At 60.3% G+C, this 22,430-nt stretch carries 19 protein-coding genes; 17 read left to right on the forward strand and 2 right to left on the reverse strand.

Annotated features, from left to right (window positions below):
• Window positions 1-367: 367 nt before the first annotated feature.
• Entirely contained in the window at window positions 368-592 is a 225-nt protein-coding gene (locus ACR0AP_RS07430; protein WP_480506247.1) for a DUF1127 domain-containing protein, read from the reverse strand.
• An 889-nt stretch (window positions 593-1,481) separates the two neighbouring features.
• Between ACR0AP_RS07430 and mraZ the strand changes: the two genes are divergently transcribed.
• The 9 genes from mraZ (at window position 1,482) to ACR0AP_RS07475 (ending at window position 11,195) form a co-directional block, all read left to right on the forward strand.
• Window positions 1,482-1,985, forward strand: a complete 504-nt coding sequence (mraZ, locus tag ACR0AP_RS07435) for a division/cell wall cluster transcriptional repressor MraZ (RefSeq protein WP_267363323.1) — start codon at window positions 1,482-1,484, stop codon at window positions 1,983-1,985.
• A 4-nt stretch (window positions 1,986-1,989) separates the two neighbouring features.
• Complete coding sequence (rsmH, locus tag ACR0AP_RS07440) at window positions 1,990-2,982, forward strand: 16S rRNA (cytosine(1402)-N(4))-methyltransferase RsmH (protein ID WP_209504536.1); 993 nt, start codon at window positions 1,990-1,992, stop codon at window positions 2,980-2,982.
• On the forward strand, window positions 2,979-3,347 hold the full coding sequence (gene ftsL, locus ACR0AP_RS07445; protein ID WP_209504535.1) for a cell division protein FtsL: 369 nt from the start codon (window positions 2,979-2,981) through the stop codon (window positions 3,345-3,347). Before rsmH ends, ftsL begins: the two co-directional genes overlap by 4 nt.
• Entirely contained in the window at window positions 3,344-5,131 is a 1,788-nt protein-coding gene (locus ACR0AP_RS07450; RefSeq protein WP_267363330.1) for a peptidoglycan D,D-transpeptidase FtsI family protein, read from the forward strand. The genes ftsL and ACR0AP_RS07450 overlap by 4 nt, the downstream gene beginning before the upstream one ends.
• 22 nt (window positions 5,132-5,153) lie before the next feature.
• Window positions 5,154-6,653, forward strand: a complete 1,500-nt coding sequence (locus ACR0AP_RS07455) for a UDP-N-acetylmuramoyl-L-alanyl-D-glutamate--2,6-diaminopimelate ligase (RefSeq protein ID WP_480506248.1) — start codon at window positions 5,154-5,156, stop codon at window positions 6,651-6,653.
• Entirely contained in the window at window positions 6,650-8,044 is a 1,395-nt protein-coding gene (locus tag ACR0AP_RS07460; RefSeq protein ID WP_480506249.1) for a UDP-N-acetylmuramoyl-tripeptide--D-alanyl-D-alanine ligase, read from the forward strand. Before ACR0AP_RS07455 ends, ACR0AP_RS07460 begins: the two co-directional genes overlap by 4 nt.
• Before the next feature lie 36 nt (window positions 8,045-8,080).
• Window positions 8,081-9,163 carry a phospho-N-acetylmuramoyl-pentapeptide-transferase gene (mraY, locus tag ACR0AP_RS07465; RefSeq protein WP_480506250.1) on the forward strand — a complete coding sequence of 361 codons (1,083 nt, stop codon included), beginning with the start codon at window positions 8,081-8,083 and terminating at the stop codon, window positions 9,161-9,163.
• Window positions 9,164-9,312: 149 nt separating this feature from the next.
• Window positions 9,313-10,710 carry a UDP-N-acetylmuramoyl-L-alanine--D-glutamate ligase gene (gene murD, locus ACR0AP_RS07470; RefSeq protein ID WP_480506251.1) on the forward strand — a complete coding sequence of 466 codons (1,398 nt, stop codon included), beginning with the start codon at window positions 9,313-9,315 and terminating at the stop codon, window positions 10,708-10,710.
• A gap of 110 nt (window positions 10,711-10,820) precedes the next feature.
• On the forward strand, window positions 10,821-11,195 hold the full coding sequence (locus ACR0AP_RS07475; protein ID WP_480475937.1) for a glycine zipper family protein: 375 nt from the start codon (window positions 10,821-10,823) through the stop codon (window positions 11,193-11,195).
• On the opposite strand, the gene ACR0AP_RS07480 is transcribed toward ACR0AP_RS07475, so the two are convergent.
• The gene (locus tag ACR0AP_RS07480; RefSeq protein ID WP_480506252.1) at window positions 11,192-12,373 is read right to left on the reverse strand and encodes a BaiN/RdsA family NAD(P)/FAD-dependent oxidoreductase; all 1,182 of its coding nucleotides are present in this window, start codon (window positions 12,371-12,373) and stop codon (window positions 11,192-11,194) included. The two genes, ACR0AP_RS07475 and ACR0AP_RS07480, sit on opposite strands and share 4 nt — an antisense overlap.
• A gap of 839 nt (window positions 12,374-13,212) precedes the next feature.
• Here ACR0AP_RS07480 and ACR0AP_RS07485 point away from each other — a divergent pair.
• The 8 genes from ACR0AP_RS07485 (at window position 13,213) to ACR0AP_RS07520 (ending at window position 22,292) form a co-directional block, all read left to right on the forward strand.
• On the forward strand, window positions 13,213-15,036 hold the full coding sequence (locus ACR0AP_RS07485; protein ID WP_480506253.1) for an adenylate/guanylate cyclase domain-containing protein: 1,824 nt from the start codon (window positions 13,213-13,215) through the stop codon (window positions 15,034-15,036).
• 28 nt (window positions 15,037-15,064) lie between these two features.
• Window positions 15,065-16,231 carry a phosphatase PAP2 family protein gene (locus ACR0AP_RS07490; RefSeq protein WP_480506254.1) on the forward strand — a complete coding sequence of 389 codons (1,167 nt, stop codon included), beginning with the start codon at window positions 15,065-15,067 and terminating at the stop codon, window positions 16,229-16,231.
• A gap of 21 nt (window positions 16,232-16,252) precedes the next feature.
• Entirely contained in the window at window positions 16,253-17,866 is a 1,614-nt protein-coding gene (locus tag ACR0AP_RS07495) for a S8 family serine peptidase (protein WP_480506255.1), read from the forward strand.
• A gap of 189 nt (window positions 17,867-18,055) precedes the next feature.
• A complete protein-coding gene (gene ftsW, locus ACR0AP_RS07500) occupies window positions 18,056-19,219 on the forward strand; it encodes a putative lipid II flippase FtsW (protein ID WP_480506256.1) in 1,164 nt (387 codons plus the stop codon).
• Complete coding sequence (locus ACR0AP_RS07505) at window positions 19,219-20,316, forward strand: UDP-N-acetylglucosamine--N-acetylmuramyl-(pentapeptide) pyrophosphoryl-undecaprenol N-acetylglucosamine transferase (protein ID WP_480506257.1); 1,098 nt, start codon at window positions 19,219-19,221, stop codon at window positions 20,314-20,316. The genes ftsW and ACR0AP_RS07505 overlap by 1 nt, the downstream gene beginning before the upstream one ends.
• Window positions 20,313-21,722 (forward strand): UDP-N-acetylmuramate--L-alanine ligase, encoded by a 1,410-nt coding sequence (gene murC / locus ACR0AP_RS07510; RefSeq protein WP_480506258.1) that lies wholly within the window; start codon window positions 20,313-20,315, stop codon window positions 21,720-21,722. Before ACR0AP_RS07505 ends, murC begins: the two co-directional genes overlap by 4 nt.
• A gap of 76 nt (window positions 21,723-21,798) precedes the next feature.
• A complete protein-coding gene (locus tag ACR0AP_RS07515; RefSeq protein ID WP_480506259.1) occupies window positions 21,799-22,047 on the forward strand; it encodes a DUF2484 family protein in 249 nt (82 codons plus the stop codon).
• A complete protein-coding gene (locus tag ACR0AP_RS07520; protein ID WP_480506260.1) occupies window positions 22,044-22,292 on the forward strand; it encodes a DUF2484 family protein in 249 nt (82 codons plus the stop codon). The genes ACR0AP_RS07515 and ACR0AP_RS07520 overlap by 4 nt, the downstream gene beginning before the upstream one ends.
• Window positions 22,293-22,430 lie beyond the last annotated feature (138 nt).

Below are 22,430 nucleotides of genomic sequence, written 5' to 3' on the forward strand. Positions count from 1 at the left end.
ATCCTCCGCATCAGAAGTCAGGACGCCATCCTACACCAGTGTCCGAAAAACAAAAAACGGCGGTTCCCAGGGAGGAGGAGAGGGAACCGCCGTCTTGTCAACATCAGAGCAGGGAGGAGGAGAGCCCTGATGTATGCGAGCCCGGGTTTGAACCCGGTATGAGGAAGACGCGGCGATGTCAGGGAGGAGGAAGACATCGCCGCGCGCTTTCAACATCAAGGCAGGGAGGAGGACGCCCCGATGTATCCGTGTCCGGCGGGTTGAGGCCGGTATAAGGTGCGGCAACGTCAGGGAGGAGGAAGACGTTGCCGCTGATTACAGACCCTAAGGGAGGAGGAAGGGCCTGATCTCAGTATGCGTGTTGCGCTTATCGCGCGGTTTGTTCGTTTGCCGCCTGCATGGCAACGCGGCGGATCATCGAGCGGTGCAGGCCAAGATCGGCCAGCTCGCGGTTCGACAGAGCGGACAGTTCATTGACGGTCTGGCGGTACAAACGATAGCGTACGAACCGGGTCTTTGCGTTTTCCAGAACTGCGCCAAGCCCGAACGCCGGTGCGTTCTTTACTGCTGTATGCGTGCTTGCGACTGCCATGCTCATCATCCGTATCTTTTTGTCTTGCCGGTATCGTCCGGCCCTTGCTTGAGATTGAAGATAGGCAAATGCTGCAATTGCACAATAGGTCACGACATCAATGCTGCTATGCAGCAAATGCATAGATTGGCTCAGTTTTTTCTTCTTGCCGCGATGCGCCTTGAAAATATGGGGTCGACCCTAGGTCAGCTTTGTCGGCGGCATCTGGCCCTTCCCGATGGTCTGCCTCTGAATTGAGCGCACTCGGCGGGAAAATGGGCAAAACATATCCGTTCTGATGTTGACAAGGCTTGGGTGAATCGCTCGTGGGAAATCATGGGGCGATGTGGTCGCGTGGGGGAGATTGCTGGAAAACGACCCGAAATTCTGAACGATTCGAAGGGCGGATTGTGCATTTGAGGCCAATATTTCCAGTCCAAAAGAAAAGTGGGCAAAATTCTTGGGAAATCGCGGGAAAAATTTCGACCGATGAATTTCCCAATATATAGGGGTGTGTTATTCGCCACCCGCTAAAACTGGTGTCACGAAGCTCGAATCCTTCAATGACAATCCAGTCTGGCCGTGTTTCTCATGACACGTTGCGCAAAATTCCTATTGATTTCCATGAATTCCCATGTCATCCCTTATACATCCGATGAGGACGAGGCAGCAGGGGCACCAAACGACCCCGACCAAAAATATTCAGGTTTCATACAGGCATCTCGCTTTCATCAACCAAGAGATCCGGCGCGCGGGCGAGCAGACATCCCCCCAGGTGGCGCGCGCAGCTGGACATCCCGCAAAGCGGGTCAATGCGGCGGGTTGATCAGTGGCAGCAGATCAACCCGCCGTTTTTCATCCGGGGGGAACGTGAATTCAAGGTGGGGCGCAAGCGAAAGGGACAGTCGTCTTGGCGCGCAGGTTTAGAGGTGAAAGCCACCACAAGGTGGATACGAAGGGCAGGGTGTCGATCCCGGCCTCGTTTCGCCGTGTGCTTGAATCGTCCGATCCCAACTGGCAGCCCGGTGACAACCCCGAACTGGTGATTGTCTATGGTGACCACCGCCGCAAATACCTTGAATGTTATACCATGCAGGCGATTGACGAGGTTGATGCCAAGATTGATGCCCTGCCGCGCGGCTCGATGCAGCGGCGGATGTTGCAGCGCATGTTCCATGGTCAGTCCTTCCCGACCAACGTGGACGAAACCGGGCGTCTTGTGCTGCCCGCCAAGCTGCGCAGCAAGATCGGCCTCGAAGGCGAGGCGTTCTTTATCGCCGCAGGCGACACCTTTCAGATCTGGAAGCCCGAGACCTACGAGGTCGAGGAACTGGCCAAGACCGAAGAATGGATGGATGATCTGCCGGACGATTTTGACCCGATGCAGTTCCTAGACGGCACCGGGGATGCGTAACGGCATGGCCGGCGCTGCGTCCTCATCTGAAAAACCACATATCCCCGTTCTGCTGCGCCCCTTGCTGGCTGCGGTTGCGCCGGTCACGGGCATCTGGCTGGACGGCACGTTTGGCGCGGGCGGCTATACGCGCGGGCTGTTGGAGGCCGGGGCAGACAAGGTAATCGGTGTAGACCGTGACCCGCTGGCCTTTGAAATGGCGGCAGATTGGGCGCAGGATTACGGCGACCGGCTGGTGATGCAGCCCGGCGTATTCTCGCGCATGGACGAATACGCGCAGGATCTGGATGGCGTTGTGCTGGATCTTGGCGTGTCCTCGATGCAGCTGGATCAGGCCGAGCGCGGGTTTTCCTTCATGAAGGACGGTCCGCTGGATATGCGGATGAGCCAGCAAGGTGAAAGCGCCGCCGATCTGGTAAATACAGCGACAGAGGCGCAACTGGCCGATATCCTGTTCCACTATGGCGAAGAACGCGCCAGCCGCCGGATTGCCAAGGCGATTGTCCGGGCGCGAACCGAGGCGCCGATCACAACCACCCTGCGTCTGGCCGAGATTGTCGAATCCTGTCTGCCGCGCCCGAAACCGGGGCAATCGCATCCCGCAACGCGCAGTTTTCAGGGCCTGCGGATCGCGGTGAATGCCGAATATGAAGAGCTGTTTCAGGGCCTTATGGCCGCCGAACGTGCGCTGAAACCCGGTGGGCAGCTGGCTGTTGTCACCTTCCATTCCATCGAGGACCGGATGGTCAAACGGTTCTTTCAGTCGCGCGCGGGCAAAACAGGGCGTGCGAACCGCTATGCGCCCGAGATGGAACAGGACCAGCCGCAATTCACGCTGAAGACCCGCAAGGCCGTGGGGCCAGACGAACAGGAATTGCAGGAAAACCCGCGCGCGCGCTCGGCCAAGCTGCGTGTTGCGATCCGCACCGATGCTCCGGCGGGGGAAATTGAGGCCCGCGCCATTGGAATGCCTCAACTTGGGGGAAGGGCAAGATGAAGAGTGTTTTGTATGTGTTGACTGCTCTGTCCGTGTTCGGATTGGCGCTTTGGGCCTATCAGGAGAATTATCGCACCCAACAGGTGGTGAAGGAAACGCAATCCCTGCAACGCGAGATCGGCATGGCGCAGGTGCGGCTGGCGGTCCTGAACGCAGAATGGGCTTATTTGAACCGCCCCGACCGGCTGCGAGAACTGGCGGACCTGAATTTTGAACGCCTTGGTCTGCTGCCTCTGCGGGCCGAACAGTTCGGGCGCGCCGATCAGATTGCCTTTGCCGAAGACCCGGACCTGCCCATCGTTGACCCGATTGAATTGCAGGCCATCACCGACATTCAGGCATTGGGCGAGGTGCAGATCCCATGACACGCACGCCCCTTCGTCCACTGGCCCGTATCCTTGACGCCCGCGCCCGTGGCGAAAACCCAAAGGCGATCGAGCGTGAAAACATCCGCAAGCGCCACGAAGACATGAAAGACCGCGCCCGCGCCCGCGCCGAAGGGCGTCTGCTGGTGCTGGGGCTGTTCTTCTTCTGCGCATTCTCGGTGGTTGGCGTCCGCATGGGCATGTTGGCAACGTCCGAGGTGCAGGAGCCACTGGCCAATGCGCCGGGGGCCGCGATTGCTATGCAGCGCGCCAATATCGTCGACCGCGAAGGGCGCATTCTGGCCACCAATCTGGATACCTATTCCGTCTACGCGCAGCCGCCACTGATGATCGATCCGATTGCGGCAGCAGATCAGCTGGTCGCGATCTTCCCCGATCTGGATAAAGAGCGTCTGGTCAAGGATTTCACTGGCAAGCGCAAGTTCCTGTGGATCAAGAAACGCATTTCGCCCGAACAGAAACAGGCCGTGCACGACATCGGTGATCCCGGCATCCTGTTTGGCCCGCGCGAGATGCGCCTCTATCCCAACGGCAAGTTGGCCGCGCACATCCTGGGCGGCTCCGGTTTTGGCCGCGAGGGCGTCAGCGCCGCCGAGGTGATCGGTGTGGCCGGGGTGGAAAAGCAGTTTGACGACTATCTGCGCGACCCAGCCAATGGCAACAAGCCGCTGCAACTGTCGCTGGACCTGACCATTCAGGCCGCGGTCGAACAGGTGCTCTACGGCGGTATGAAGATCATGAACGCCAAGGGTGCGTCGGCGGTTCTGATGAATGCGCATACGGGCGAGGTTTTATCCGCCGCCTCGCTGCCCTCATTCGATCCCAATGATCGCCCTCGCCCGCCGACCTCGGGGTTTGATCCCTCGGACAGCCCGCTGTTCAACCGCTATGTGCAGGGTGTGTACGAGCTGGGATCGGTCTTCAAGATTTTCACCGCCGCGCAGGCGGTTGAACTTGGGCTGGTAAACTCGAACACCATCATCGATACATCCGGCCCAATGAAGATCGGGCGCTTCCCGATCGGAGAGTTCAACGGCAAGAATTACGGCAAGATCAGCGTGGCGGATGTGATCGTCCACAGTTCGAACCGTGGCACCGGGCGTCTGGCGTTGCAGATCGGCGCGCAGCGGCAGCAGGATTTTCTGAATGCGCTCGGCATGTTCGACCCGACCCCGTTCGAGATTGTCGAGGCCACGGGCGGTGTGCCGCTGAAGCCAAAGAAATGGGGCGAGCTGAGCACTGTGACCATCTCCTACGGCCACGGCCTGTCAACCAGCCCGATGCACCTTGCAGCGGGATATGCGGCGATTGCCAATGGCGGGCATTATGTCAGCCCGACCATCCTGCGCCAGAACGGCCCGCAATACGGCCCTCGCGTGATGTCGCAGGGAACCGCGCGTCAGGCGCAGAAAATGCTGCGCAAAGTGGTGACGGATGGCACTGCCAGCTTTGGCGAGGTGAAAGGGTATGACGTGGCTGGCAAGACCGGCACGGCAGACAAGCCCAAGCCACGCGGCGGGTATTACGAAGACAAGGTCATCGCCACTTTCGCAACGCTCTTCCCGGCCTACGATCCGAAATATGTTCTGATCGTCACGCTGGATGAACCTTCAATCGTGGCTTACGGCGAAAAACGCCGCACCGCAGGCTGGACAGCAGTGCCTGTTGCTGCCGAACTTATCGGTCGCGTGGCACCTCTGCTGGGCTTGCGTCCCCGGCTTGAGCCTGAGGCGGGCGCTGCTATAACGCTGACCTCAAACTAGGCTGTCCGGCAAGAGGTGGGTCATGGGCACAAGGACAAAGAAACTCAGCCAACTGGCCCTGACCGCGCGAGGCGGGGTTAACCCCGAGATCACCGGTCTGGCCGTTGACAGCCGCGAGGTGAAAGACGGTTTCCTGTTTGCAGCTCTTCCCGGCACGCGGGTTCATGGCGGCACGTTCATTCAATACGCCCTGCGCATGGGGGCCGCCGCCATCCTGACCGATGCCGAAGGGGCGAATATCGCAACAACTGAACTTGCGGCGTCGGATGCGGCGCTGGTGGTTGTCGAAGACCCGCGTCAGGCGCTGGCCGGGGCCGCCGCGTTGTGGTTCGGCGCGATGCCGCAGACCATTGTCGCGGTCACCGGAACCAACGGTAAAACCTCGGTTGCCACCTTTGTGCGCCAGATCTGGACCGAACTGGGCCATGCCGCCGTCAACCTTGGGACAACCGGTGTCGAAGGGGCATGGACCGCACCGCTGGCCCATACCACTCCCGAGCCAATCACCCTGCATCGCTGTATGGCGGAAGCCGCCGAAAACGGCGTGACCCACGCCGCGATGGAGGCCTCGTCCCACGGCCTCGAACAGCGCCGCCTGGATGGCGTGCACCTGACCGCTGCCGGGTTTTCGAACTTCACGCAGGATCATCTGGATTACCACGAGACTTTTGAAGCGTATTTCGCAGCCAAGGCTGGGTTGTTCGACCGGGTTCTGCCGCAGGATGGCACCGCGGTCATCAATCTGAGCGATCCCAAGGGGTCTCGGGTCCGCCGGATCGCCGAGGCGCGCGGTCAATCGGTGCTGACCGTCGGGTTGGGCGACGCCGATCTGTGCCTGATCAACCAGCGGTTCGATGCCACCGGGCAGGATCTGCGATTTGCGTGGCAGGGCCGGACCTTCCAGACCCGCCTGAACCTGATCGGCGGGTTCCAGGCCGAAAACATCCTGCTGGCTTGCGGGCTGGTGATTGCCGCGGGCGACAGCCCCGAACGGGTTTTTGAAACGCTGCCGCATCTGACCACCGTGCGCGGGCGTATGCAGCTGGCCGCAACCCGCGAAAACGGCGCGACGGTTTTTGTGGATTACGCGCACACCCCCGACGCCGTGGCCACCGCTCTCAAGGCGCTGCGTCCGCATGTGATGGGTCGTTTGATCGCCATTGTCGGCGCGGGCGGCGACCGCGATGCCACGAAACGCCCGCTGATGGGAAAGGCAGCTGCCAACCACGCAGATATGGTTTTCGTCACCGACGACAACCCACGCAGCGAAGACCCCGCCGCCATACGCGCCGCTGTCATGGCAGGTGCGCTCGAGGCAGCGGGCGACGTCAGCGTGACCGAGGTCGGCGACCGCGCCGAAGCCATTCTGCGCGGCATCGATGCCCTGCAACCCGGCGACGCACTGCTGATTGCGGGCAAGGGCCACGAAACCGGGCAGGTCGTTGGCGATCAGGTGCTGCCCTTCGATGATGCCGAACAGGCCAGCATTTCCGTCGCCGCGCTGGACGGGAGGGTCGCATGACGCTCTGGACAGCATCCGAGGCCGCTCAGGCAACGGGTGGACGGGTCACGACCGACTGGACCGCTGATGGTGTCTCCATCGACACGCGCACCCTTCAACCCGGTGATCTGTTTGTTGCGCTGAAAGCGGCGCGGGACGGGCATGAGTTCGTTGCCCAAGCGCTTGAGAAAGGCGCGGGCGCGGCTTTGGTCTCGCATATTCCCGACAACGTATCGCCAGACGCACCACTGCTGATCGTTGATGATGTGCAGGCGGCGCTCGAGGCTTTGGGGCAGGCAGCACGCGCCAGAACGAATGCACGTGTGGTAGGGGTGACCGGCAGTGTCGGCAAGACGTCGACCAAGGAAATGCTGGCCGTGATCCTTGAAGCGCAAGGCAAAACCCATGCCAGCGTGGCCAGTTACAACAACCACTGGGGCGTTCCGCTGACCCTTGCACGGATGCCGCGCGACACTGAATTCGCGGTGATCGAGATTGGCATGAATCATCCGGGCGAGATTGCCCCGCTGGCCCGGCAGGCCCGCCCGCATGTGGCGCTGGTTACAACCGTGGCGGCGGTGCATCTGGAAGCCTTCGAGAATGTGGCTGGCATCGCCCATGAAAAAGCTGCGATCTTTGAAGGGCTCGAACCCGGTGGCGCGGCAATCGTCAACGCAGATATCGAGCACGCGGACATCCTGCGCCAAACGGCACTTGGGCAGGGGGCCGGGATCGTGGATTTCGGCCAAGGCGCAACGGATTACCGGTTGACCGACGTTCAGCAGGGGGCGAACACCGTGACTGTCGAAGCTGCCGTTGGTGATCAGGTACTCCGCTTTGCGGTGAACTCTGCCGGTACGCATTTCGCCATGAACGCGCTGGGGGCCTTGGCTGCCTGCGTGGAACTGGGTGTCGATCTGGATGACGCTATCGCGGGGCTGCGTGCATGGTCCCCGGTCAAGGGGCGCGGTGTACGGGAAAGCATTCCTCTGCCCGGCGGCGGGCAGATCGAACTGCTGGATGACAGCTATAACGCCAACCCGACCTCGATGGAGGCCGCGCTGGACGTGCTCGCCGCCTCACAAGGCAAACGCCGCATCGCCTTTCTGGGCGATATGAAAGAGCTCGGCACGCAGGAAGAGGCGATGCACGCCGCCATGGCCGATGCCAAAGCTATGGCGCATGTCGATCAGGTGCATTGTATCGGCCCGTTGATGCGGGCACTGCACCACGCTCTGCCCCCGGCGAAACGCGGCCTCTGGTCTGAAACCAGCGCCGAGATGGCCGAACGGTTGCCTTCGCTGGTCAGGGACGGCGATACTGTGCTGGCCAAGGGCTCTCTCAGCATGGGATTGGCCTCGATTGTTGACGGTCTGCGCAAAATGGGGCAAGGGGGCGCGCTTGATGGGTGATCACGCCCATGCGCCTCGTGTGAGAAAGGTATTGTCATGCTGTACTGGTTGACCGCCCTGTCGGATGGTGGGGATTTCTGGAACCTCTTCCGGTATATCACCTTCCGCGCAGGCGGTGCCTTCATGACGGCACTGATCTTTGGGTTCATCTTCGGAAAACCCCTGATCAACGTGCTGCGCAGAAAGCAGGGCAAGGGCCAGCCGATCCGTAATGATGGCCCCGAGGGGCATTTTTCCAAGGCAGGCACGCCAACAATGGGCGGTTTGCTGATTGTCGGGGCTCTTGTGACCTCGACCCTTGTCTGGGCGCGTCTGGATAACCCTTATGTCTGGATGGTGCTTTTCGTGACCCTGTCTTATGCGGCCATCGGATTCGCGGATGACTACGCGAAGGTCTCAAAACAGAACACGCAGGGGGTTTCAGGCAGGATGCGCCTCGCATTGGGCGTGATTATTGCCGTGCTGGCATCGCTTTGGGCGACTTTGCACCACCCCGAAGCGTTGCAGAACCAGCTGGCTGTACCCGTATTCAAGGACACGCTGGTCAATCTGGGCATCTTCTATATTCCGTTTGCGATTGTCGTGATCGTAGGGGCCGCCAACGCAGTAAACCTGACCGACGGTCTGGACGGGCTGGCCATCATGCCAGCGATGATCGCCGCCTCGACGCTGGGCGTGATCGCCTATGCGGTGGGCCGCGTCGACTTTACCGAATATCTCGATGTGCATTACGTGCCCGGCACGGGTGAGATCTTTATCTTCACCTCAGCGCTTTTTGGCGCGGGTCTCGGGTTCCTATGGTATAACGCCCCCCCGGCGGCGGTATTCATGGGCGACACCGGATCGCTGGCGCTGGGCGGCGCGCTAGGCGCTATTGCCGTGGCCACCAAGCACGAGCTTGTTCTGGCTGTTGTCGGCGGCCTGTTCGTGGTCGAGGCGCTGAGCGTGATCATTCAGGTCCTCTACTTCAAACGCACCGGCAAGCGGGTCTTCCTGATGGCCCCGATCCATCACCATTATGAGAAAAAGGGCTGGGCCGAGCCGACAATCGTCATCCGCTTCTGGATCATCTCGCTGATCCTGGCGATGATCGGTCTTGCAACGCTGAAGGTGCGGTAAGGCTCCCGCCAGGTTCGGTGGGCCTGCGGCCCTCCTGCCACCTGTTGGGCCCGGCTCGCGCCACAGCGCAAGCCTGACACGCCCCTTGTCATTGTGAATTTCTTCAGTGCAGTGTGGCCTCCAAATCCAAATCAAAGAAGGTGGCTAGAATGATCCCGGTCAAAGGCTTTTCAGGGCAAAAAGTTGCGGTTCTGGGATTGGGCCGGTCCGGTCTGGCAACCGCACGCGCCTTGCGCGCAGGCGGGGCGGAACCGGTCTGCTGGGATGACAACCCCACAGCCCGCGCCAACGCCGAGGGCGAAGGGTTCTCCTTTGCCGACCTGCGCAAACAGGGGGCGTTTGACACGATTGCCACGCTCATCGTTTCACCGGGCATTCCGCATCTTTATCCCGAACCCAACCCCGTGGTTGCCGCAGCTCTGGACGCAGGCGTGCCGGTCGACAATGACATCGGGCTGTTCTTCCGCTCTTTTGCGGGGCCGGAATGGAGCAATTATGACACTCCGCCACGGGTCATCGCGGTCACCGGCTCGAACGGGAAATCCACCACCGCGGCGCTGATCCATCACATCCTGACCGAGGCCGGGCGCGAGGCGCAGCTGGCCGGAAATATAGGGCGCGGTGTTTTGGATATCGATCCGGGTGGCGATGGCTCGGTCGTGGTGCTGGAACTTTCCAGCTATCAGACGGAACTGGCCCGTGCGCTGACCCCGGATGTGGCGGTGTTCACCAACCTTTCGCCAGATCACCTGGATCGCCACGGTGGCATGGGCGGATACTTCGCGGCCAAACGAAGGTTGTTTGCCGAAGGCGGCCCGGACCGCGCGATCGTTGGCATCGATGAAACCGAAGGCGCCTTTCTGGCTGGCCAGCTGGCCGAAGGGCCGGCGGATGATCGGGTGATCCGTATCTCGGTAGCGCGAAAGCTGACCGGGCCGGGATGGCAGGTCTTTGCGCGCAAGGGGTTTTTGTCGGAATACCGCAAGGGGCGGCAGGCCGGGTCTATCGACCTGCGCGCGATCAAGGGCCTTCCCGGTGCCCATAACCACCAGAACGCCTGTGCGGCTTATGCGGCTTGCCGGTCGCTGGGCCTTGCGCCGCGCGTGATCGAAGACGCGCTGCACTCGTTCCCGGGCCTGCCCCACCGCAGCCAGATCATCGCTGAGGCGGGCGGAGTAACCTATGTCAACGACTCCAAGGCGACCAATGTCGACAGCGCCCTGAAAGCGCTTATGGCGTTCAAAAAGATCCGCTGGATCTGTGGCGGGCTTGAGAAAGAAGGCGGTGTCGCAGCCCTGAACGCAGCAGCGGATCAAGTGATCAAAGCCTATGTCATCGGCCGTGAGGCAGCTGGCTTTGCGATGCAGCTGACGTCCGACGCACAGGTTTGTACCACGATGGAGGCGGCAGTGGCGCAGGCTATGGAGGATGCGCAGGCGGGCGAGACCGTTCTGCTGGCCCCGGCCGCGGCAAGTTTCGATCAATATGACAATTTCGAACAGCGTGGCGACGATTTCACAGCGCAGGTGCAAAAACGGCTGGGCTAACACCGCACCTGCAACAGCCCGCCGGTACGTGTGGACATTTTTCAGTCAGATTGACACTTTGTTGGAATTGAGGTTGCGTCACCTTAAGTTCAATAAAGAGGAAGCGGAAAATGTCTGCACGCAAAATTCTCTCCATCCTTCCCGTTGTTGCGCTGGCCGGGGCCTGCGCCAATAGCGGGGCGAATTATGTTCCTATCATCGACGGGCCTGTGGGCCCGAACTACCAGTCCGATCTGGCCAATTGTCAGGCGCTGGCCCGGTCCCGTCCGACGCTGGATAGCAACACCGCGGGCGCTGCCGCCATTGGCGCGGCCGGTGCTGCGGCAACCACGGCAATTATCGACAACAGCGCCAGCGATCTGGGTCGTGCGGCGGCCGCTGGTGCTCTGGTCGGTGTGGGTGCCAGTGCGATCAGCAACACCCAGAATCAGGAAGTGATCGTGCGCAACTGCATGCGCGGTCGCGGCTACAACGTCGTAGGTTAATTCATGGCGGCAATGGCGACACCTGCGGCATGGCCTGATGACCATGCCCATTGAAAGTTGTAGCCGCCCAGCCACCCGGTGACATCCACCGCTTCGCCAATCGCATAGAGGCCAGGGACATCCTTGGCCTCCATCGTTTTCGACGACAGATCATCGGTATCTATTCCGCCCAGTGTGACCTCGGCGGTGCGATACCCTTCGGTTCCCGACGGTACCAGCCGCCAATCTGACAGGGCCGCGACCAGTTCAGACAGCTTCGCGTCCGACTGATCAGCCAGATTGCCGGACATCGGGATGACTTGGCTCAGGTATTCAACCAACCGGGACGGCAGATGCCGCGCCAGTTCCGTTGTCAGCGCCCTGCGCCCAGCGTTTTGCCGTTGCGCGCGCAGCAGATCGAACAGGGGCAGTTCGGGGATCAGGTTCACGCCGATCTCCTCACCTTCGCGCCAATAAGAGGACAGCTGCAAAACGGACGGTCCGCTAAGGCCGCGATGGGTGAACAACAGCGCTTCGTCAAAACTTGTGCGGTCATTGGACAGCCGCACGGGCAGGGAAACACCGGATAGGTCCTTGAACCGGCCATCCGAAAAGGTGAACGGCACCAGCGCCGCACGGGTGTCGGTCACCCGCAAGCCAAACTGTCGGGCAATGTCATAGGCCAGCCCGGTCGCGCCCATCTTGGGGATGGATTTGCCCCCCGTGGCCAGCACCAGATTGGCACAGGTCAGATGCAGGCGCTGCCCCTCACGCTCGACCTCCAGCGCGAATCCGGCGTCCTCCTTGCGCAGATCACGCAGCGCGGTCTGCACCCAAAGCTCCGCGCCGGCGCGGCTCATCTCGTCCAGCAACATCTGGATGATCTGCTTTGAAGAGCCATCACAGAACAACTGCCCCAGCGTTTTCTCATGCCATTTGATGCCGTGCCGGTTCACCAGATCGACAAAATCCCACTGCGTAAACCGCGCCAGCGCGGATTTGCAGAAATGCGGGTTTTGCGACAGGAAGTTGCCCGGCCCCGCATACATGTTGGTGAAGTTGCACCGCCCTCCGCCCGAGATGCGGATTTTCTCGCCCGGCGCCTTGGCGTGGTCGATTACCAGCACCCGCCCACCGCAACGGACCGCACACATCATGCCTGCTGCTCCGGCACCCAATATGATCGTATCGAACCTCATGCACCGCCCTTGGCGTGGATTTTCGGCGATGACAAGGGTGAAACCCGGCGCATCGGGCCCGAGGCAAAGGATTTAGTTGTCAGGTGAATGATTCCCGGAAATTCGGGGCCTGCGGGCGGTGACACCCTTGCACGGGGGCCGGTTTGGGCTGGTTGTCAGGATTTTGCGCGCGCGTCTCGGGGCGGGATTGGAAGGGTGCAGATCGCAGAAAACCACTCCCTAGTCCGGTCAAATTGCGGCACCGTTCAGGTTGTGCAAGGCACTTGATCCCACCACAAGTGGGGCCACCGAACAGGGTGGTGGCAGGCATGTCTGGCAGAAACGGTGAAGGCATTACAACTTTCGGATACTTTTTGGAGAATCGATTTTCGGAACCAGTTAGCCGCAACTGTGTCGGGCCACCCGCTTGGTTCGAAAGTATCGGGCCGGTTCAATACCAAGTGCTTGACCGGGATCAGCCCTCGCGCACTCCTAACGGGAAGTCTTGCCGCGTCAGCCCGTCTTTCCCGCCAAGCACAAAGCGCCACAGATGCCGGGTAATTTGGCCAAATTGCACCGAAAAATATGTGCAAAAATAAAAATATGTCGACGGAAGTTCACTAAAACAATACAATAACCCTTATTATTTTGAACTTAACGCATTTTAGAAACCAAATCTCATCAGCGGGCCGATTAATGCCTCGTGATTTCCATTCAGGCCCGTGGCCCGTCCCGCGCAATGCAGCGCCATTCACACCCGTCGGCTGCATTTGCAATCGCAACACGCCTTTGATGCGTGCCAGCCTGCCTGTTTTCGGGGTGGCACATTTCAACAAGTTAAAGAGTTCCGAGACACGATCATGGGTATTAATCTGAATTTGAACAATCCAGGCGACCTTCCCAAGGCGCGGCTCAGGGCGATCCTGTTCCTTGATGCATGTGATTACTCTGCCGCCGTCCGCGAGGACGAGCTTGAAACGCTGGCCAGAATCCGCCGCGATCTGAACTGCGTCAGCGATCTGGTTAACAGCTTTCGGGGTCGGGTGACCGGCCTGACCGGTGACGGGCTGTGCGCCGTCTTTCCAAGTGCGCGTGCCGCCGTCGAAACTGCGCTGGGGGTGCAGGATGTCCTGACCCATGCCCCCGACCGCTACGCCAAAGGGTATCGAATTGGGATACATCTGGGCGACACGTTCGAGGTTGACCAGCAGATCATCGGTGACGCTGTGAATACGGCGGCCCGGATCGAAAGCGTCGGCTCATCCGGCGAGGTTCTGGTCTCAAGCGTTGTGCGCAATGCGTTGCGCGGGCGGCAGGATTTCCTGTTCAACTCGATCGGGCGGCCCAATCTCAAGAATATCGGTGCCTCGCTCGAGCTGTTCAAAGTGGCCCGCGCAACAATCGACGTTCCATATGAGAAGGACGGAAAAGAACAGCCGGTTCCTGTTCCCGCCAACCCAACGGCCTTCCGGTCCGAACGGCTGTCGTACACCTTACCGCGCCCGAATTTCGTGATAGGTCTGTTGTCTCCGGATGTCGGTGGCAGTTCCGAAACCGCGACATTCGTGTCCAACATCGTTGCGGAACAGCTGTCCAAATCCCTTACCGAAACCGAAGCGCTCGAGGTTCAGGATTACCGGGTGCCGCAGGTCGCGCTTCCAAAGGAACCACTGTCGGCTGGGCCTGATCTTTTCCTTCAGTGTCGCGCTTCGACCTGTGGCAGCATGTTACAAGTGTCCGCCACCGCAATGCGGTCAGAAGACAGAAAAGTGATCTGGAGCCAGAATGTGGTGGCCGATCAGGGTGACTTTCTGGGGCAAAACTGCTCGGGTCTGACATCGTTCATCAGCTATGCCACCGACGCTTTGCTGACGGCTTTGCTGAACGGGCGTCACATGCGCGACCCGGCCTCCCATCACGCGGCGAAAACCGCCGTTGCCGCCGTGCATCACCTGCTGACGATGACCGGGCCGGGGCTGGACCAGCTCGAGGCGGATATTCTGGCGGCTTACGAGCTTGATCCCAAGCCGGTCTACCTTGCGTGGCTGGCTTATGTCACAACATTCAAGGTCGGCGAACGGTACGGAACCTGGGATGCTACACTGGAAGCGCAGGCGCGCGATCTGGCCCGCCGCGCTGTCGAGGCTGACCCGGATAACGGCACTGTTCTGGGCCTTGTCGCCCACGTGCATTCCTACGTGTTTCGAGAGTTTTCGGTGGCGCAGGATCTTGTCGACCGTGCGCTCGAGCTCAGCCCGTATCGTGCGATGAGCTGGGATTCCGCCGCCATGCTCTATTGCTACACGGATCGTCCGGCGTTGGCAGTGGAAGCTGCGCAGAAGGCACGGCTTATCGGACGGCACAGCCCGTACCGGCATCTGTTTGACGGGGCAGGATGTGTCGCCGCGCTGGTCAATGGCGAGTTCGAGAAATCCATCAGGTTCGGCGAATCCGTGATGGAGGTTCAACCGCAGTTCAAGACCGTCATGCGCTATCTGGCTGCGGCTTACGGGCACGCAGGTGACCAGCAGCGAGGCGAGTTCGCCTTGCAGCGGCTGACCAATCTGGAACCGGACATGTCGCTGGCCTGCATCCAGCAGGACCGGTTCCCGGTGCCAACACGGTTCAGCGCGCAACTGATGGAAAGCGGCCTGTCCAGGATCGGATTGCCGCAACACGCTTGAAGTAGGGGTAAAAGTAGGGGGTTTACTTATGTCTTACGTTTCCACGCTCAACGGTTTTGGCATGATGGTCCGACGTGGTGAGCTGATCTCGTGCAAAGTAATCAGATTGATGAACCTTGCCAGAAACTCCAGAGGCCTCAGCACCACATCGGGAGAGAACCGATCAGCGCTGGACAACTTCATTTACGACGCGCAGCGGAAAACCTTTATTGAATACCTCAATGTTATCCATGAACTGAATCCCGATTTGGTGGATAATAGGAAACTGCGCGACCTTACTGATTTCATGGAGAACGAAGAGTTCATTGATCCCTTCAGATCCGACAGCCGCGTAAAAGATGCAAAAGACGATGAGATCGGGAAACGTTCTGCCCTCGGCGCGGCCTCAATCGCGATGAGCGCATCTTCGGCGTTTGCTTTGAATCGAAACAGGAATCGCAACAGAAACCGCAATCGCAACAGAAACCGCAACCGAAACAGAAATCGCAATCGCAACCGGAACCGCAGCGATTTTGACTTTGGCGGTAGTGATGCCTCCTTCGGCTGGCGCGAGATGCGCGATCTGTGCCGGATCGGAATGCTGCCCGCATCCGGTCTGCTGGGCAAGGTCTGGGAAAACATCGACCTTCTGCCGCCCCCGGGCCCTGACGAAAGCATGAAGGAAACCGAATACCTGCTGATCCTGCAAGGTCGGCTCAAATGGTCAAATCAGGCGACACGGCGCGAGGAAATCGTGGCGCAGGCTGGCTTTGGTATTGATGACTATCTCAGCCCGCTGGGCATTGACGAGCAGGGTGGCTTTGATGCGACACGTGCGCTGATGACGATCCTGCTGGAACTGACGAATGAGATTGGCCTGACCTACAAGAACCGCTTCAGTCGGCCCAGACCCAATATCATCCAGCCGCTGATCCGGCCCTTTATCCCGGTGCCTTTTCATGCGGCTTACCCCTCGAACCATTCCTACCAATCCTTCGCAATTGCCGAACTGTTCTCGCGGCTGATCCCTGAACATCCGGGCACTGTCGCTTTGTTCCACCGCGCCCAGCGGATTGCTGAAAACCGCGAATGGGCTGGTCTGCACTACCCAAGCGACACAGCCGCCGGGCGAAGTCTGGCCAGAAAAACCGTGGCTTACCTGACCGAGGTTCTGGACGAACTGATGGACGAAGCACAAGACGAATGGCTGGGTTAAGGATCAACGCGAGGTGACGAAATGACCGCAGGAAACGAAGACTACGCACGATATTACTATCTCTGGCACCTGGTCGCGATCAAAGCCTTGACCGTCAAGGCGCCCCCGCCCGCTGACGGAGAGACCTGCCCGGAAATTGACAGCGCGATCTGGGATTTCACAGGCCCTGCTCTGGCCGAGGCGAAGATCGCCTTGATCGACATGGGCGTGGCCCCGCATCACCCAAACCTGAAAGCGCCGGACACCGGACCGGTTCCGGCGGACAGGGTCATTCGGGACGAAGCCCTTGATCTGGCCAGCCACCCGTTCGGTGTCAAATACATCGACCGGTCGGCCGTTGGGGCAGGGGCAGAACATATCGAAGAACATGTGCAACATCTGTCGGGCATTCAGAACCCCTTGGGCATTCCGGGCCTGACGTCGCAGGAACAGCGGGTGATTGCCGGATTGAGATCGGGGTTCGGTGTCAAGCGTTACATCGATGCTTATGATGATCGCTATGCCGGGCACGGCACCAGCTGTGCCGGGCTGGCCTGCGGAACCAGCTTTGCGGCGGATCAATTCGGCAATACCGGCAATATCGCGGCATATTATGGGGTTGATCCCAAAAGCAGGATTATTCCGATCACGACGTCGATCTCACCCAGCCCGGAAGAGTTGATTGCGGCGTTTCTATATGCTCATGAAAAGGATGTTCATGTCATCCTGTTTCCGCGCGACATAGCGAACCCGGACCATTGGCCCGGGTATGATGACCGTCCTGCCACTGTTACCGAAGCGTTCTATCCGGGTCTGGACAGGCACGAAAAGACGCGCCTGCACGAGACGATGCGCGATGAACCCGACGGTGACGCGCGCGATATTTCAGTGGCGTGGTCGACGCTCCACAAGGTCGTCGAATGGGTCAGCACGAAAATTCCGGTGGTCTGCGCGGCTGGCAATGACGGTCGAAGTGAATTGATTTACCCCGCCAGCCTGTCCGGTGATCCAGCCAACGGGATCATTTCCGTGGGGGCCGTCAACTATAATGGCTACCGGTCCGGGTATTCGAACTATTCTGCTGATCTGACCGTGTCCGCCCCCTCGGATGACGGTGAGATTTACAACCGCTATCAAATACGTCTGGACCGGGACGCGGCCTCGGCCACTGATTTCCATCTGGAGGATCGGGCCGCTCTTCCCAAACATCACCTCAAACGCGATGGCAGTGGTGACGCGATCCCGATTGTCGATTTTGCACCTCAACGGTTGGTGACGTTGGACGTGCCGGGCCCCCGGGGTTATGTCGAAGGCAGCCTTGCCGCGGCTGTCGAAACCCGAAAAAAGGCCGTGGACGATCCCGCCGGTCTGTATACCGAATTCGGCGGCACTTCGGGGGCTTCGGCCCTCGTTGCCGGGGCAATCGCGATGATGCAACGAAAGTCGCCCAATGTTCTCAATGGGGTGCAGATCAAAGCCATCTTCAAGAACCTCGAAACATCTGCAACGCGTTTCGACAACACCCACTGGTATTGGTCCTCTGCCGCAGGAACCCTGCAAGCTGACGCGATCAACGGTTACACGCCTCCCCCCAGGGCCGAACTGTTCGGTGTGGCGGGGCTGCTGGATGTGCCGCTGCTGCTGACCAAAGTCTGACAGCCCGCCGCCTCCCGCCCGGTGGCCGTCGCAACACGGTTGACAGGCGGTCTGGGTCTGCGGCGCGGGTCTTGCGCGGGAAATCCCGATTTGCCCGCGAACAGGCTGGCCTGATCGCCAAATTGCATGTAGACTCGTAGCCAGACCCCGAGAACGGGGCGTTAACGAGGCAGAGAGTGGCGGTATCTCATGACTGAGATGGTGTATGGCGCGGTCCAGGACCAGCGCGGAGAACCGATTCTACCGAAGTGGTGGCGTACTATCGATCGCTGGACGATGTCCTGCGTTCTGATCCTGTTTACCATCGGGCTGTTGCTGGGGCTGGCCTCTTCGCCGCCACTGGCCGGTCGCAACGGGTTCGACCCCTTCCATTATGTCGAGCGTCAGGCCTTGTTCGGCGGATTGGCGCTGATCGCGATGCTGCTGACCTCGATGATGTCTCCAACCTTGGTGCGGCGTCTGGCCGTTCTTGGTTTTCTGGGGGCCTTCGTCGCTCTGGTCTTCCTGCCGGTGTTCGGAACGGATTTCGGCAAGGGTGCGGTGCGTTGGTATTCGCTGGGCTTTGCCTCGCTGCAACCGTCCGAGTTTCTGAAACCCGGCTTTGTCGTCGTGGCCGCTTGGCTGCTGGCGGCCTCACAGGAAATCAACGGCCCTCCGGGGCGGTTGTGGTCCTTTGCGCTCTGCATGGCCATCGTGGCCATGCTGGTGATGCAACCCGATTTCGGTCAGGCCTGCCTGATCCTGTTCGGCTGGGGCGTTATGTATTTCGTGGCCGGGGCCCCGATGCTGCTGTTGCTGGGCATGGCCGGTGTTGTCGTTCTGGGCGGGATGCTGGCCTATTCGAATTCTGAACACTTTGCCCGCCGCATCGACGGCTTTCTGAATCAAGAGGTCGATCCGACCACCCAGCTGGGCTATGCCACCAATGCCATCCGCGAGGGCGGCTTGTTCGGCGTCGGCGTGGGGGAGGGGCAGGTGAAATGGTCGCTGCCCGATGCCCATACCGATTTCATCATCGCCGTCGCGGCCGAGGAATACGGCCTGATCCTTGTCATGATCATCATTGCGCTATACGCGCTGATCGTCGTGCGCTCGCTGCTGCGGCTGATGCGCGAACGCGACATGTTCATTCGTCTGGCCGGTACCGGTCTGGCCTGCATGTTTGGCGTTCAGGCGATGATCAACATGGGTGTTGCGGTACGTCTGCTGCCCGCCAAGGGCATGACTTTGCCGTTCGTCAGCTATGGCGGCTCGTCCCTGATTGCTGGCGGTATTGCCGTTGGCATGCTGCTGGCCTTCACCCGAACCCGCCCACAGGGCGAACTAGGCGATATTCTGCGCGGACGAGGATAATGGGGAACCCTTACCTGTTGATTGCGGCTGGCGGCACCGGGGGCCATATGTTTCCCGCTCAGGCGCTGGCCGAGGCGATGCTGCACAAGGGCTGGCGCGTGCGCCTGTCCACCGACCCGCGCGGTGCGCGCTATACCGGTGGCTTTCCCCATTCGACTGAAATTGTCGAGGCGTCCTCGGCCACCTTCGCCCGTGGCGGCCTGGCGGCAAAGGCGATGGTTGGCCCGATTATCGCTGGTGGTGTCACCAGCATGATCTTCCAGATGATGCGCGACAAACCCGATGTTGTCGTGGGCTTTGGCGGTTATCCGTCGATCCCGGCGCTGGGCGCCGCGACCCTGCTGAAAATACCGCGGATGATCCATGAACAGAACGGGGTACTGGGCCGCGTGAACCAGCTGTTTGCAACCCGCGTTGCGCAGGTGGCCTGCGGCGTCTGGCCGACGGATCTGCCCGAAGGCGCGCATGGCATTCACACCGGCAACCCGGTGCGTGCCGCGGTCCTGGACCGTGCCGCCGCCGGGTATATCCCGCCGGGTGACTATCCGATGTCGGTTCTGGTGATGGGTGGCTCGCAGGGCGCGCGCATCCTCAGCGATATAGTGCCCGGTGCGATTGCCGCGCTGCCCCAAGACCTTCGCGCGCATATCCGTGTCTCGCATCAGGCGCGGGATGAAGATGGCGAACGGGTCAGCGCATTCTACCAAGACCATGGTATCCGCGCCGACGTTCAGCCCTTCTTCGATGACATTCCCCGCCGCATGTCGGATGCGCAGCTGGTGATCTCGCGCTCGGGCGCGTCCAGCGTGGCCGATATCTCGGTCATCGGTCGCCCTTCGATCCTGATTCCGTTTGCTGCTGCCGCCGGGGATCATCAGACCGCCAACGCGCGCGGGCTGGTGCAGGCCGGCGGGGCCATCATGATCCCGGAAAATGCGCTTGACGTTCCCACGCTGACACAGCAAATCACCACGGTTCTTACGAACCCCGAAGCCGCACAGAAAATGGCCCATGGCGCTCTGTCGGTCGGGGCGCCCGATGCCACCCAGCGTCTGGTCGCTCTGGTCGAGCAGCTGGCGCAGAAGGAGACCACATGAACCCAGCAACCAAACTGCCGCAGGACGTAGGGCCGATCCACTTCGTGGGCATCGGCGGGATTGGTATGTCGGGCATCGCCGAGGTGCTGCTGAACCTGGGGTATCAGGTGCAGGGCTCCGATCTGAAAGCCTCGAAGATCACTGACCGTCTGGCCAGTTTGGGGGCCGAGATTTTCGTCGGCCAGCGCGCCGAAAACCTTGAAAACGCGGCCGTCGTGGTCGTCTCGACTGCGATCAAACCGGGCAACCCGGAGCTGGACCAAGCCCGCGCCCAAGGTCTGCCGGTTGTCCGCCGCGCCGACATGCTGGCCGAACTGATGCGCCTGCGCTCGAACATTGCCATTGCCGGAACGCACGGCAAGACCACCACGACGACCATGATGGCCGAACTGATGGTGGCAGGCGATTTCGATCCGACCGTGATCAATGGCGGCATCATCCACGCCTATGGATCGAACGCTCGGATGGGGCAGGGCGAATGGATGGTGGTCGAAGCCGACGAAAGCGACGGTTCCTTTAACCGGCTGCCCGCAACCATCGCCATTGTTACCAATATCGACCCCGAGCATATGGAGCATTGGGGTGATTTCGACAGGCTGCGCGACGGCTTTTACGAATTCGTCTCGAACCTGCCATTCTACGGTCTGGCCGTCTGCTGCACCGATCATGCCGAGGTTCAGGCCCTTGTCGGCCGCATCACCGACCGCCGTGTGCGAACCTATGGGTTCAACGCGCAGGCGGATGTGCGGGCTGTGAACCTGACCTACAAAGGTGGCGTGGCGCATTTCGACATCCATCTGCAATACGAAGACAAGATGATCGAAGGCTGCACCCTGCCGATGCCCGGCGATCACAACGTCTCAAACGCGCTGTCCGCCGCTGCCGTCGCCCGTCATCTGGGTATGAAAGCTGCGGAAATCCGCGACGCGCTGGCCAATTTCGGCGGCGTCAACCGTCGCTTTACAAAGGTCGGAGAAATCGACGGTGTCACCATCATCGACGATTACGGCCACCACCCGGTCGAAATCGCCGCCGTTCTCAAGGCCGCCCGTCAGGCGACCGAAGGCCGCGTGATCGCCGTGCATCAGCCGCACCGCTATTCGCGCCTGTCCAACCTGTTTGACGATTTCTGCACCTGTTTCAACGACGCCGATGTCGTGGCCATTGCCGAGGTTTTTGCCGCTGGCGAAGACCCGGTCGAAGGTGCGTCACGCGACGATCTGGTGCAGGGCCTGATCCGTCACGGCCACCGCCACGCCCGCGCGCTGCTGGATGAAGACGACCTTGAACGCCTCGTCCGCGAACAGGCCCGTCCCGGCGATATGGTCGTCTGCCTCGGCGCCGGTACGATCAGCGCCTGGGCCAATGGCCTGCCCGAGAGATTGCAAAGAAAACAAGCTGTTTGACGCGTCATTTGTTTTGTCGCACAACTTAAAGGTGTGATACTCTGACCGCAACAGTCGCGTGTCCTCGGAGGGGCGAATGGACTATTCGATGATCTTTGCAGCGCTTTGGGTGATCTGCGCCACCATTGTGGCAATGTTGCCGATGCGGCTGCAATTCCCGCCGGGGTTTGTCCTGTTGGTCTGCGCACCAATGCTTATCGTGTGGCTTGGGTATGTCCACGGCTGGTTCTGGTCGGTCGCGGCATTTGCAGGGTTCGTGTCGATGTTCCGCAACCCCATCCGGTATTACTGGCGCAAATGGGCAGGGCGCGAGGTCGCAGAATGACATGGTCTATCGCTCTGGCAGCCCTGTGGGGCATTGCCGCCAACGTTCTTGCGCTGATCCCCAGCACAGACAACCACTGGACGCGCGCCTATATCCTGATCATCGTGGGCATTCCAATCGTCGGCTATGTCACCTATGAAAACGGCCCCTGGATCGGGCTGCTGGTGCTGGCAATGGGCATGTCCGTGCTGCGCTGGCCGGTGATTTATCTGACCCGTTGGTTGCGCTCGGGCTTTGGGGGTTGAATTGGGAAGCGCTACCTTTTTTAGCATCGCACGTGCAATACCCTTCTTTCTGATCTGGATGGCGGCTCACATACGTCTAAAAAAGGGAAAGTTCAGAGGGCCAGTATACATTCTGTTATTTCTAATTTTATCAGTGCC

Source organism: Ruegeria sp. AF7, assembly GCF_056541885.1.